The 12,032-nt window shown below is 73.1% G+C and carries 10 protein-coding genes; 4 read left to right on the forward strand and 6 right to left on the reverse strand.

Annotation, left to right across the window (positions count from 1 at the left end):
* Positions 1-126 precede the first annotated feature (126 nt).
* Positions 127-444 (reverse strand): DUF5955 family protein, encoded by a 318-nt coding sequence (locus DEJ46_RS07965; RefSeq protein WP_150264846.1) that lies wholly within the window; start codon positions 442-444, stop codon positions 127-129.
* Positions 445-649: 205 nt separating this feature from the next.
* On the opposite strand from DEJ46_RS07965, the gene DEJ46_RS07970 reads away from it, so the two are divergent.
* The 3 genes from DEJ46_RS07970 to DEJ46_RS07980 all read left to right on the forward strand — a co-directional run bounded on the left by DEJ46_RS07970 (position 650) and on the right by DEJ46_RS07980 (position 4,538).
* Complete coding sequence (locus DEJ46_RS07970; RefSeq protein WP_150264847.1) at positions 650-1,264, forward strand: NTP transferase domain-containing protein; 615 nt, start codon at positions 650-652, stop codon at positions 1,262-1,264.
* 236 nt (positions 1,265-1,500) lie between these two features.
* On the forward strand, positions 1,501-3,123 hold the full coding sequence (aceB, locus tag DEJ46_RS07975) for a malate synthase A (protein ID WP_150264848.1): 1,623 nt from the start codon (positions 1,501-1,503) through the stop codon (positions 3,121-3,123).
* 269 nt (positions 3,124-3,392) lie between these two features.
* Positions 3,393-4,538 carry a GDSL-type esterase/lipase family protein gene (locus DEJ46_RS07980; RefSeq protein WP_150264849.1) on the forward strand — a complete coding sequence of 382 codons (1,146 nt, stop codon included), beginning with the start codon at positions 3,393-3,395 and terminating at the stop codon, positions 4,536-4,538.
* Positions 4,539-4,570: 32 nt separating this feature from the next.
* Here DEJ46_RS07980 and DEJ46_RS07985 read toward each other — a convergent pair whose 3' ends face one another.
* Both DEJ46_RS07985 and DEJ46_RS07990 read right to left on the reverse strand, forming a co-directional pair.
* A complete protein-coding gene (locus tag DEJ46_RS07985; RefSeq protein ID WP_150264850.1) occupies positions 4,571-6,376 on the reverse strand; it encodes a hypothetical protein in 1,806 nt (601 codons plus the stop codon).
* A gap of 52 nt (positions 6,377-6,428) precedes the next feature.
* Positions 6,429-7,388, reverse strand: coding sequence for a fibronectin type III domain-containing protein (locus DEJ46_RS07990; protein ID WP_150264851.1), 960 nt, complete (start codon positions 7,386-7,388; stop codon positions 6,429-6,431).
* Between the two features lie 142 nt (positions 7,389-7,530).
* Between DEJ46_RS07990 and DEJ46_RS07995 the strand changes: the two genes are divergently transcribed.
* Complete coding sequence (locus tag DEJ46_RS07995; protein ID WP_150264852.1) at positions 7,531-8,109, forward strand: hypothetical protein; 579 nt, start codon at positions 7,531-7,533, stop codon at positions 8,107-8,109.
* Positions 8,110-8,146: 37 nt separating this feature from the next.
* Here DEJ46_RS07995 and DEJ46_RS08000 read toward each other — a convergent pair whose 3' ends face one another.
* The 3 genes from DEJ46_RS08000 to DEJ46_RS08010 form a co-directional block, all read right to left on the reverse strand.
* The gene (locus DEJ46_RS08000) at positions 8,147-8,824 is read right to left on the reverse strand and encodes an aspartate/glutamate racemase family protein (RefSeq protein ID WP_223834558.1); all 678 of its coding nucleotides are present in this window, start codon (positions 8,822-8,824) and stop codon (positions 8,147-8,149) included.
* 62 nt (positions 8,825-8,886) lie between these two features.
* A complete protein-coding gene (locus DEJ46_RS08005) occupies positions 8,887-10,335 on the reverse strand; it encodes a nucleobase:cation symporter-2 family protein (protein ID WP_150264853.1) in 1,449 nt (482 codons plus the stop codon).
* A gap of 301 nt (positions 10,336-10,636) precedes the next feature.
* Complete coding sequence (locus DEJ46_RS08010) at positions 10,637-12,025, reverse strand: 8-oxoguanine deaminase (RefSeq protein ID WP_150264854.1); 1,389 nt, start codon at positions 12,023-12,025, stop codon at positions 10,637-10,639.
* Positions 12,026-12,032: the final 7 nt, after the last annotated feature.

Genomic DNA, 12,032 nt, shown 5'->3' on the forward strand with positions numbered 1-12,032 from the left:
GCCGGACTCGGCCGCCGGTGCCACCGACGGCGGGAGGGGTGAGCTCTCCCTCCGCCATCACATCCGAAAGGGCGCGCCCCAGCCACCGGAAGGGCCAGCGGCCCCGGCCGCCCTGGCGGCGGGGGCCTACTGCGCGGCCGGCGGGGGTCCGAAGAGCTCGACGGCACGGCGGACGCCCGCGAGGCCCTCGGCGAGCGCGCTGACGGAACCGACGGAGCCCGCGACGATCAGCAGCGAGCGGCGCAGCCGCCGCACCTCGGGGTCGCCGCTGAGCGCCATGGCGTCCAGTGCGGCCAGCTCGTCCTCGGCGATCCCCCGGTCGGCGAACTCGACCCGGTGTGCGGCCAGTTCGCGTCGGAGCCGGGACACGGCGAACCGCAGTTCGGTCACCCTGGGGTCCACACCCTCGCCGGTCACTCGCCTCTGCCCCACGCTTCGCAACATGGTTCTCCCCCTCGCACGACACTGTGCGCAGAACTCCACTCCGAACACTCCGGACTCTCCGAGCATCCCGAGCCGACCCCCCGGTACGGCGGCCGGGCGCCGTGAGTCGCGGGCCAGTTAACTCCTTCGCCACCCCGGCGCGCCACCCTTGGTGAACGGAATTCAGGCGACCGTGTGATTCCGCCCCATGAGGTATGCAGTCCCCATGACAGCTGCAGAAGATCGAAGCCCCGTCGTCGCCGGACTGCTCCTCGCCGCCGGGGGCGGGAGGCGCCTGGGAGGGCGGCCCAAGGCCTTGCTCACGCACCGGGGGCGGCCGCTGGTCGAGCACGCCGTGGGGGTGCTGCGCGGGGCCGGGTGCGAGGTGGTGCACGTGGTGCTCGGGGCGTCGGCCGGCGCCGTACGGGAGCGGGCGGAGCTGCCCGGGTGCGTGCTGGTGGACAACCCGGAGTGGGCGGAGGGGATGGGGTCCTCGCTGCGGGCCGGGCTCGCCTCGCTGGCGGCCGACGCGCGCGGGGTGGACGCGGCGCTCGTCCTGCTGGTCGACCAGCCGGGGATCGGGGTGGAGGCGGTGGCCCGGGTCCGGTCCGCGTACCGCTCGCGGGATTCGCTGGCGGCCGCCTCGTACGACGGGCAGCGGGGCCATCCCGTGCTGTTCGGCGCCGGGCACTGGGCGGGCATCGAGAAGACGGCGGTGGGCGACCGGGGCGCGCGGGACTATCTGGCGGCGCACCGGGATGCGATCACCCCGGTGGACTGTTCGGATGTGGCCGAGCCCTATGACATCGACACGGAGGCGGATCTGGCCCACCTGGAGTGAGCGGTGGGACACGGGTGTGGCACGCAGCGCCACGTTGTGTCGATCCAGAGAATCTCGACATCAACAAACCATTGAACTTCCACCATGAGGAAACTAGTATCCACTGTTCAGAAGCGCCTGCCAGTTCGGAGGCGCTCGCGGCCGTATCTCGGCGCCTGCGGCACTGCGTGCCGTCCCGCGACGCCCGGCGGCCGCCTGGCACCGCCCGTGAAGTTCGCTGAAGGAAGTGACAGTTCATGTCCGCACCAGCGCCGTCCCCCCTGGCCGTCGTCGATGCCGAGCCCCTGCCGCGTCAGGAGGAAGTGCTCACCGAGGCCGCCCTGGCCTTCGTCGCCGAACTGCACCGGCGGTTCACTCCGCGCCGGGACGAGCTCCTCGCCCGCCGGGCGGAGCGTCGCGCCGAGATCGCCCGTACGTCCACCCTGGACTTCCTCCCGGAGACCGCCGCGATCCGCGCCGACGACTCCTGGAAGGTCGCACCGGCCCCGGCGGCCCTGAACGACCGCCGTGTCGAGATCACCGGCCCGACCGACCGCAAGATGACGATCAACGCGCTCAACTCCGGCGCCCGCGTCTGGCTCGCCGACTTCGAGGACGCCTCCGCGCCGACCTGGGAGAACGTGGTCCTCGGCCAGGTGAACCTGATCGACGCGTACACCCGGAACATCGACTTCACGGACCCGAGGTCGGGCAAGACGTACGCCCTCAAGCCCGCCGGCGAGCTGGCCACGGTCGTCATGCGGCCGCGCGGCTGGCACCTGGAGGAGCGTCACCTCACCTTCGACGGACGCCCGGTGCCCGGCGCGCTCGTCGACTTCGGCCTGTACTTCTTCCACAACGCCCAGCGTCTGATCGACCTCGGCAAGGGCCCGTACTTCTACCTCCCGAAGACGGAGTCGCACCTGGAGGCCCGCCTCTGGAACGACATCTTCGTCTTCGCCCAGGACTACGTCGGCATCCCGCAGGGCACCGTCCGCGCCACGGTCCTCATCGAGACCATCACGGCCGCGTACGAGATGGAGGAGATCCTCTACGAGCTCCGCGACCACGCCGCCGGCCTGAACGCGGGCCGCTGGGACTACCTCTTCTCCATCGTCAAGAACTTCCGTGACGGCGGCGCCAAGTTCGTCCTGCCGGACCGCAACGCGGTCACGATGACGGCCCCGTTCATGCGCGCGTACACCGAACTCCTCGTCCGCACCTGCCACAAGCGCGGCGCGCACGCGATCGGCGGCATGGCGGCCTTCATCCCGTCCCGCAAGGACGCCGAGGTCAACAAGGTCGCCTTCGAGAAGGTCAAGGCCGACAAGGACCGCGAGGCCGGCGACGGCTTCGACGGCTCCTGGGTCGCGCACCCCGACCTGGTCCCGATCGCGATGGCCTCCTTCGACGCCGTCCTCGGCGAGAAGCCGAACCAGAAGGACCGCCTCCGCGAGGACGTCTCCGTGGCGCCCGGCGAGCTGATCGCGATCGACTCGCTCGACGCGAAGCCCACGTACGAGGGCCTGGTCAGCGCCGTGCAGGTCGGCATCCGCTACATCGAGGCGTGGCTGCGCGGCCTCGGCGCCGTCGCCATCTTCAACCTCATGGAGGACGCCGCCACGGCCGAGATCTCGCGCTCGCAGATCTGGCAGTGGATCAACGCCGGTGTCGTCTTCGAGAACGGGAAGACGGCGACCCCCGAGCTGGCCCGCGAGGTCGCCACCGAGGTGCTCGCCGCGATCCGCGCGGAGATCGGCGAGGAGGCCTTCGCGGCCGGCAAGTGGCAGCAGGCGCACGACCTGCTCCTGCACGTCTCCCTCGACGCGGACTACGCGGACTTCCTGACGCTCCCCGCCTACGAGCAGCTGGTCGGCTGACCCGTAGGAGAACCGGCTGGTCCGGCTGCCCGCACAGCTGCCGAACAGCTCCCCGCACGACGTACCGAACAGGGCTCGGCCCCCGGTGTCCGCACGGACTCCGGAGGCCGGGCCCTGTCCCGTTCCCTGGCTCCTCACAGGCGACGTGACGCAACCGAGATATGCAGCTACCTAGCGGTAACAAGCCAGGGCGTGCGAGATTCCGCCATGCCACCGGCCGGCGGCTGTCCCCCACGTCACTGCGTACCGCATACCGCAGGAGCACAGCCATGCCTTCGACCCCCCACCGTGCGCTGCGCGGATTCCTGGCTCTGTGTACCGCCGCCGGGCTCGCCTCCGTCGCCGTTCCGTCCGCCCACGCCTCCCCCGGCACCGGCCCGACCGCCGTCGTCGCCATGGGCGACAGCTACATCTCCGGCGAGGCCGGGCGCTGGCTGGGCAACAGCCTGACCAACTCCGGCAGCCGCACCGGCACCGACCGGGCCTGGACGGGCAGCGGCTACGACCCCTCCCGGGTCTACGGAGCCACCGCGGGCGGCTGCCACCGCTCGGACGTCTCCGAGGTGAAGAGCGCCGGACCGATCGCCTCCTCCCTGATCAACCTCGCCTGCTCGGGGGCGACCACGAAGAACGTCGTCCGGGCCTCCCAGGGCGGCCAGGCCTACAAGGGCGAGGCCCCGCAGGCCGACCAGCTGGCGGCCGTGGCCGCCTCGCACGACGTCGAGCTCATCGCCCTCTCCATCGGCGGCAACGACCTCGGCTTCGCCGACATCATCGCCGCCTGCGCGAAGGACTACATCGTCTGGTACTCGTACTGCCACGACGACCAGCAGGACGAGGTCGACGCGAGGATCGACGGCGTGATGGCGGACGTCGGCCGCTCGGTCGACGAGATCCGGGCCGTGATGACGGGCGCGGGCTACTCCTCGTCGGACTACCGGATCGTCCTCCAGTCGTACCCCTCCCCCATCCCGCGCGCCAGCGAGAACCGCTACTCGGAGAGCGGCTGGACCCGCACCAACACCGGCGGCTGCCCCTTCTGGAACGCGGACGCCGACTGGGCGCGGGACTCCCTCGTGCCGCAGCTCGCGAACCGGCTGAAGGGCGTCGCGGCGGCCAAGGGCGTGCAGTTCATGGACCTGCGGGACGCCCTCCAGGGGCGCGAGGTCTGCGCGAAGGCGAGCAAGCAGGTCACGTCGACCGTGCCGGCGTCCGCGACGACGAGCGAGTGGGCGCGCTGGATCGACAGCCAGAGCACGCAGGGCCTGGTCCAGGAGTCGATGCACCCGAACGCCTACGGCCAGCAGGCCCTGGGCCGCTGCCTCGCCCTCGTCCACGCCCGGCCCACCGGGAACCACAGCTGCAGGAACACCGCGGGGTCGGGAGCCTCGGGCATGTACCTCACGGCGGGGTGAGGCCCCGCTTCACGGCAGGGTGAGGGCCCTCCTCACGGCGCGGTGACGCCGACGATGCCGAGGGGGCCGAGGACCCGGGCCGTCTCGTGGCGGTCCGCCTCGGTCATCGCCTTGACCAGGGCGGCCGAGCCCCCCGGCCAGGCCGCCGCCGCCGCGTCGAAGGCGGCCCGGCGGGACTCCAGGGGCCCCTGCTTGCCGGGCAGTCCGTCGAGGACGTGCAGCGCCCGCGCCGAGGTGGGGACCTGGATGTGGTCGGCCCGCTCGCCCCTGGCACGCAGGATCTCGTACGCGTACTCGCCGACCACGGGGTCGCGCAGGGCGCCGCGGAGGGCCTCGGCCGGGGCGGAGGCCGTGTCGATGACGGCGAGGAGGCCCCGGGCGGCGGCCGCGTCGGCGGTGCCCGCGTGGGCGGTGCCGAGGGCGGCGAGCAGCTGGGACCAGGCCTCGGCGGTGTTCACGCGCACGTGGAGCCAGTCGGCGAGGACGCGCGCGGCGGACGGCACGGGCCAGCCGGTGGCGGCGGCGACCAGGGCCGAAGCGGACCAGGCGGCCGTCTCGGCGGCGGCGGGAGCGGCGATGCCGCGCACGCCGAGGAGGTAGCGCAGGACGCCGGCGCCGCGCGGGGTCAGGCCGAAGGCGTCGCCGGTACGGAAGAGGAGGCCGGTGGCGGCGAGCCGGTCGACGACCGCGGCGAGGTCGCGGGCGGGCCCGATGAGCCGTTCCCGGTCCGCCGCGGTCAGCTCGGGGGCGCCGAGGAGCCGTACGAGCTCCTCCGCCGGCGGGGTCGCGTACGCGTCGGGTGCCTCGTCCGGCACCGGCACGGGCAGGTCCTCCCCGGCCGGGTCGACGGCCCAGTCCTCGTACTCGGCGGCCTTGCGGGCGACGGACTCGGCGGAGCAGCCGCGCTGGTAGACGACGTACAGCAGGTGCGCGGCCTCGCCGCTGTAGGGGCCGCCCTCCTCGGCGACGGCCTCGACGGCGGCGGAGAGCATGTCGGCGTCCGCCTCGATGGCCCCGGGCGCGGTCGGTTCCTCGAGGGCGGGCGGCGGGGGCACGGGGGCGGCGGTGTCGCCGTAGTAGTCGAGGTGCTCGCCGAGGAGGGCGTCGGCGAGGACGAGGTGGGGGAAGGCGTCGGGGCCGGGGGCGAAGCGGGCGTAGGGCCCGGCGAGCTGTTCGGCGAGCCCGGCGGCGGTCCACCGGTCGAGGAGCGCGGCGGCCACCTGCGCGATGCCGGTGGCGACGTCGTGGTCGCTGAGGAGCGGCCCGGCGGTCGGTGCGGTTTCTGCGTCGCGTACGTACGCACGGGTGAGCGCCTCGGAGAGCAGGACGTCGGCGAGGGCCGTACGGCCCATGAGGTCGGCCCGCCGTACGCCGGCGGGGAGCGGCGCGCCGTCGAGGGCGGCGAGCCGTCGGCGTACGTCGTCGGGGTCGGTGAGGTCGGTGCCGCAGGACCTCAGGAGGGAGGCGTACCAGCGGTGCCAGGTGAGGTTTCCGGGGTCGTTCATGGCGCGCTCGAAGTCGGGCCCCGACTCCGCGACGACGGCGACCACCTGCTCGCCGCGCCCTCCGTCGAACCGCGCGGCGAGCGCCCCGAGCACGGCCGGATAGGCGCCGAGGTCCGCGGGCGCCGCGTACACGAACGAGGGCAGGTCCTCGACGAGGAGGTGCCGCACGAGCCCTGGCGTCGGCTCGGGCACCCCGGTCCGCCGGTCCGCCCCGCGGAGGGCGAGCAGTCCCAGGACCGCTTCGGCGGCACGCGTGAAGGCGGGGTCGCGGCGCTCGGGCGTTCCGTCGAGGAAGCTGTCGAGCCCGGTGTTGGTGAGAACGGTCTCGGCCACGCTTCCCAGGGTAATTCCGGGGAGGGGATTCCGGACATGCGAGACATCCAGGTCAGCGCACCGCCACCACGCGGGGTGCGGAGAAGTCGCCCCAGGTGCCGTCGGGAAGTTGCGCGCGGAGGGTGACGGTGTAGCGGGTGCCCGGGGGGTCCTGGACGGGGAAGGTGTAGGTGGCGCGGGCCGGGGGCGGGGTGGTGCCCCAGACGATGGTGGTGGCGAAGCGGCCGTTCAGGTGGAGTTGGTGGTGGGTGACGGGGGCTCCGGTGTCCGGCGGGGTCCAGGTGAGGGTGATCTCGCCGCGGGCGGCCATGGCGGTGAGGTCCTGGGGTGCGGTGTTCGGGGGCGCGCCGGGTGCGGGGGTGGTGGTGAGCTCGACGCGGGGGCTGTCCGGGGAGGAGTTCTCGGCGGCGTCGCGGGCGCGGACCGTGAACGCGTAGGCGGTGCCGGGGCGCAGGCCCGTGACGTGGGCGGTGGTGGCGGTGCCGGGGGCGGTGTGGACGCGGGTGTCGGCCTGGTAGACGTCGTAGGCGGTGACGCGGGTGTCGTCGCGGGACGGGGTCCAGGTGAGGGTGGCGGCGCGGCTGCCGTCGGCGGTGGCGCGGAGCGCCCTCGGGGCGGTGGGGGGCGTGCGGTCCTCGGTGTCCGCGGCGGGGGTGGTCGCGGTGACGGTGGCGCTCGGGGCCGAGGTGTTGCCGGCGGCGTCGCGGGCGCGGACGGTGAAGGCGTGCCGGGTGGCGGGCGCGAGGCCGACGACGTCGGTCATCAGGGTGGTGGCGGGGAGGTCCTTGACCTTGCGGCCCTCGCGGTAGACGGCGTAGCCGGTGACGGCCCGGTCGTCGGTGGCGGCGCTCCACATGACGTGGACGGTGCTCGCGCTGCCCGCCGTGGCGGTGACCCCGATCGGGACGGTGGGGGCGGCGGTGTCCTTCGGCGGGGGTTCCGGGGTGCCCGAGCAGGCGGAGAGCGCGAGCAGCAGGATGGCCAACAGGCTTGCGGCGAGCGGGCGTTGCACGGGAAGCCTTCCGTCCGTCGAAAAGGTCCAGACCTATATCGCACAGCTCGGGCGGCCCGGCAAGGGGGTGTGCCGGAGGGCGTTGTCAGTGGCGTCCGCTTCACTGGAATCGTCACGCTGAGTAGCCGAACCAGGGGGAATCATGACGGACCGTACGACCTATGTGACGCTCACCGGTGTGCGCCGCCGCGGCTGGACCGACTCGATGGTCAGGGACCTGCTCGGCTCGCCCGACGTGCAGGGCCGCGATCCGCGCCGCTGGTCCCTCGCGCCCGTGCGGCTCTATCTCCTGGTCCGGGTGGAGACGGTGGAGCGGACCGCCGAGTTCGCCGCGGCGTCCCTGCTCTCGAAGGCCCGGTCCGCGGCCGCCGGGGTGTACGCGGAGCGGCGGCGGGCCGCCGTGCTCACCGCGATCCGGGCCGCGCCGATCGAGGTGCCGCTGCTCCCCGGCCCCGAACTGGAGCGGCGGGCGGTGCGCCACCGGCACCTGCTGGGCGCGCGGGGCCCCGGGGAGGCACCCCGGGGCGCGCTCGTGCGGTGGCAGGTGAGCTATCTGCGGCACGCCCTCTCGCGGTACGAGTCGCTGCTCGACGGCTTGTACGGGGAGACCGGCCGCGGGGACGCCGAGCGGCTGCTGCGGCGGCGACTGTACGAGGCGATCGCCGCGGCCTACCCGGCGCTGGCCCGGGAGTGTCTGCGGCGGATCGCGGTGGAGCGGTGAAGGAGGGAGCCGTGCGGAGTGCGGCGGTGAGGAGCGGTCAGGCCGTCGTCAGCAGGCGGGTGAGCGCGCGGCAGGCCGCCGGGATCGGGGCGACGACCTCGACCGCGCACCGGGCGCGCAGCGCCTCGGCGGCCTCGCCGAGCGGTCCGCCGCCGATGACGACGGCGCGCGCCCCGTCCCGTTCGGCGCAGGCCCGGACCGCCCGCTCCAGCCGGTCGAGGAGCAGCACGGGGTCGGCGGAGAGCCGTTCGGGGGCGCCGGCGGTGAGCCGGATGCCCGTGTACCGGGCGCCGAGGCCGAGGGCCGCCACCCGCTCGGCGATGGCGTCGGCCAGGAGCGGCGTGGTGGTGGCGACGCCGAACGGCCTGCCGTCGGCGGCGGCTTCCAGGAAGGCCGCCTCGCCGAGTCCGGCCACGGGCAGACCGGTCGCGGCGCGCAGCGCCTCCAGGCCGGGGTCGCCGAAGGCGCCGACGAGGAGCGCCGCGCAGTCGCCCTCGGAGGCGGCCCTGAGTCCGGCGGCGAGGACCTCGGGGGCGGCGGCGCGCAGGGCGGCGGGGTCGGTCAGCATGAGCGGGCCCCGGGCGACGGTGACGCCGCGGACGGAAGGGACCCCGGCGCCCCCACGTACCGCGCGGGGGTCCGTCTCCAGGGTCCGCCGGGCGATCGCGGTCATCATCGCGGTCGTCGCCGTGGAGGTGTTCGGGTTGATCAGCACGACGGCCCCGGGCCCCGCGGCGGGCGCGGGGACCGGGGCTGGCGACGGGGCGACGAGCGGGTTCAGTGGACGTGCGCCGCCTTCGCCGTGGCGCTGCCGGAGATCTCCTCGCCCGGCTCCATCGGTGCGGTGACCTGGTCGTCGTCCTTGCCGCTGCCCAGGTGGTTGAAGACCACGTTGAGCAGGACGGCCGCGACACAGCCGGTGGAGATGCCGGAGTCCAGGATGATCTTCGCGGTCTCCGGGAAGGCGTGGTAGAACTCCGGCGCCGTGATCGGGATGATGCCGACGGCCAGCGAGACGGCCACGATCAGCACGTTGTTGTCCTTCTCCAGGCCGGCCTTGACCAGCGTCTGGATGCCGCTCGCGGCGACCGAGCCGAAGAGGACGACGCCCGCGCCGCCGAGGACCGGCCGGGGCACGACCGAGATCAGCGAGGCGGCCACCGGGGACAGCCCCATCAGGACCAGGAAGCCACCGCCGCAGGCCACGACGAAGCGACTGCGGATCCTGGTCATGGCGACCAGGCCGATGTTCTGGGCGAAGGCGCTGCACATGAAGCCGTTGAAGAGCGGGCTGATGGCGGAGCCGAGGGTGTCGGCACGGAGGCCGGCCGCGATGGTCTTCTCGTCGGCGGGCCGCTCCACGATCTCGCCGAGCGCCAGCATGTCGGCGGTCGACTCGGTCATGGAGACCAGCATGACCACGCACATGGAGATGATCGCGGCGAGCGCGAACTGCGGGGCGCCGAAGTGGAAGGGGGACGGGAAGCCGACGATGTCCGCCTCGGTCACCGGGGAGAAGTCGGTGACGCCGAACGGTATGGCGATGAGTGTGCCGATGACGAGGCCGACCAGGACGGCGACCTGCTTGAGGAAGCCGCGGGTGAAGCGGCGCAGCAGCAGCACCACGACCAGCGTGATGGCGGCGAGGGAGAGGAAGGTCGTCGAACCGTAGTCCTCGGCCTTGGGATTGGGCCCCTGGGCCCAGCCGAAGGCGACCGGGAGGAGGGAGACACCGATGAGGGTGATGACCGTGCCGGTGACGACCGGCGGGAAGAACCGCACGAGCCGGGAGAACCAGGGGGCGGCGAGGAAGCCGAGCAGTCCGGCGACGATGATCGCGCCGAAGATGACGGGCAGGGCGTCCTTCTTGTCGTCGGTCGTGTCGACGATCGCGAGCATCGGGGCGACACCGGCGAACGTGACACCGTTGACGAACGGGAGCCGGGCGCCGATCTTCCAGACCCCGAGCGTCTGGAGGAAGGTCGCGAGGCCGGCGGTGAAGAGGCTCGCGCCGGTCAGGAAGGTGAGTTCGGTGCCGGAGAGGCCGACGGCCGCTCCGACGATCAGAGGCGGGGCGACGACGCCCGCGTACATGGCGGCCACGTGCTGGAGGCCGCTCGTAGCCATCTTCAGTGGGGGCAGCGTCTCGTCGACCGGATGCTTCTCGCGGTCTTCGGGGGCGGAGCCTGTGTCTTGTGCATTGCGAACCTGGGGCTTGGCGGCCACGGCGGTTCCTCCGGTCGGTTACACGTCGGCGGTGACGCGGGGTTCAGGGAGGTGGTGCGATGCGGTGCGAAGTACAGGAGGTGCGGCTCGTAGCGAAGCTGGGGTGGAGCGGGTGCGCGCGGGGAGGAGGCGCTGCGCGGGGACGGGGTGCCCGAAGGGTGGTCGGGCGGGGTTCACCTTCCCGGGAGGTGCCGTACGTCTTCTTCGTACGCCACCTCCCGGTCGGGCTGCCGCGGACCCCGCTCGGGTCCGCGGCGACCGACCGAGGGCCGTCCCCCTCGGTCGGACTCCATGGGGAGGGTCAGCCCTGGGCCGTGATGCGGGCCAGGCGCTGCGCCTCCGCGCGCGCGTCGCGCGCGATCTGCTCCTCGTCGGCGAACAGCAGTCGGTTGTTCTCGACGATCTGCTTGCCGTTGACGAAGGAGGCGGTGACCGGGGCCGCGGCGCCGAAGACGATCGCGGTGACCGGGTCGGCGATCGAGGAGTGGCCGAGGCCGTCGATCTTCCAGAGGACGAAGTCGGCGAGCTTGCCGGCTTCGAGGGAGCCGATGTTGTCGGCGCGGCCGAGGACCTGCGCACCGCCGTAGGTGCCGAGGCGCAGGGCCTGGCGGGCGTTGAGCGCGGCCTCGCGGTGGGCGCCGAGGCGGTTGATGAGGAGCGCGTTCCGCAGCTCGGTGTGGAGCTCGCCGGACTCGTTGGACGCGGTGCCGTCGACACCGAGGCCGACCGGCACGCCGGCCTTCAGCATGTCCGGTACGCGGGCGATGCCGGCGGCGAGGCGCGCGTTGGAGGACGGGCAGTGGGCCACACCCGTACCGGTGCGGGCGAAGGCGGCGATGTCGGAGTCGTTCATGTGGACGCAGTGCGCCATCCACACGTCCTCGCCGAGGAAGCCGGTGGACTCGAAGTAGTCCGTCGGGCCCATGCCGAAGAGCTCGTGACAGAACTTCTCCTCCTCCACGGTCTCCGAGCCGTGGGTGTGCATGCGCACTCCGAGCCGGCGGGCCAGCTCGGCACCCTGCTTGAGGAGCTGGGTGGAGATCGAGAAGGGGGAGCAGGGGGCGACGGCGACCTGGGTCATCGCGTCGAAGGAGGCGTCGTGGAACTTCCTGACGGTCTCCTCGGTCGCGGCGAGCGCGCCCTCGGTGGACTCGACGGCGAAGTCGGGCGGCAGGAAGCCGTCCTTCTCGCTCATGTCCATCGAGCCGCGGGCGAGGGTGAAGCGGACGCCCATGTCGGAGGCGGCACCGATGATGGCGCCGGACAGGTCGCCCGAGTTCTTCGGGTAGACGTAGTGGTGGTCCATGGCGGTGGTGACACCGCCGCGGGCCATCATCGCCAGGGAGCCCTGGGCTGCCACGCGGACCATCGACTCGTCGATGCGCGACCAGGTCGGGTAGAGCGCGACCAGCCAGTTGAAGAGGTTGTGGTCGGTGGCCAGGCCACGGGTGATCCACTGGTAGAAGTGGTGGTGGGTGTTGACCAGACCGGGCGTCACCAGATGACCGGTGGCGTCGATCCGCCGGACCACGTTCTCCAGCCCCTCGGGCGCCTTGCCGGCACCGATGGACTCGATCTTGTTGTCGGCGACGACCAGGTAGCCGGAGGCGTACTCGGTGTCGTTCGCGTCGACGGTCGCGATCGCCGCGTTCTCGATGACGATGCGCTGGGCTGCCGAAGGTGCTGCCATGGCGGTG

Source organism: Streptomyces venezuelae (assembly GCF_008642375.1).
In the GTDB taxonomy this organism is placed as follows: domain Bacteria; phylum Actinomycetota; class Actinomycetes; order Streptomycetales; family Streptomycetaceae; genus Streptomyces; species Streptomyces venezuelae_G.

Bases quoted from the DNA above. Each gene is read 5' to 3' on its own strand.
- DEJ46_RS07980 (WP_150264849.1), top strand. From the start codon at position 3,393: ATGCCTTCGACCCCCCACCGTGCGCTGCGCGGATTCCTGGCTCTGTGT.
- DEJ46_RS07995 (WP_150264852.1), top strand. From the start codon at position 7,531: ATGACGGACCGTACGACCTATGTGACGCTCACCGGTGTGCGCCGCCGC.
- DEJ46_RS07965 (WP_150264846.1), bottom strand. From the start codon at position 444: ATGTTGCGAAGCGTGGGGCAGAGGCGAGTGACCGGCGAGGGTGTGGAC.
- aceB (WP_150264848.1), top strand. From the start codon at position 1,501: ATGTCCGCACCAGCGCCGTCCCCCCTGGCCGTCGTCGATGCCGAGCCC.
- DEJ46_RS07970 (WP_150264847.1), top strand. From the start codon at position 650: ATGACAGCTGCAGAAGATCGAAGCCCCGTCGTCGCCGGACTGCTCCTC.
- DEJ46_RS08010 (WP_150264854.1), bottom strand. From the start codon at position 12,025: ATGGCAGCACCTTCGGCAGCCCAGCGCATCGTCATCGAGAACGCGGCG.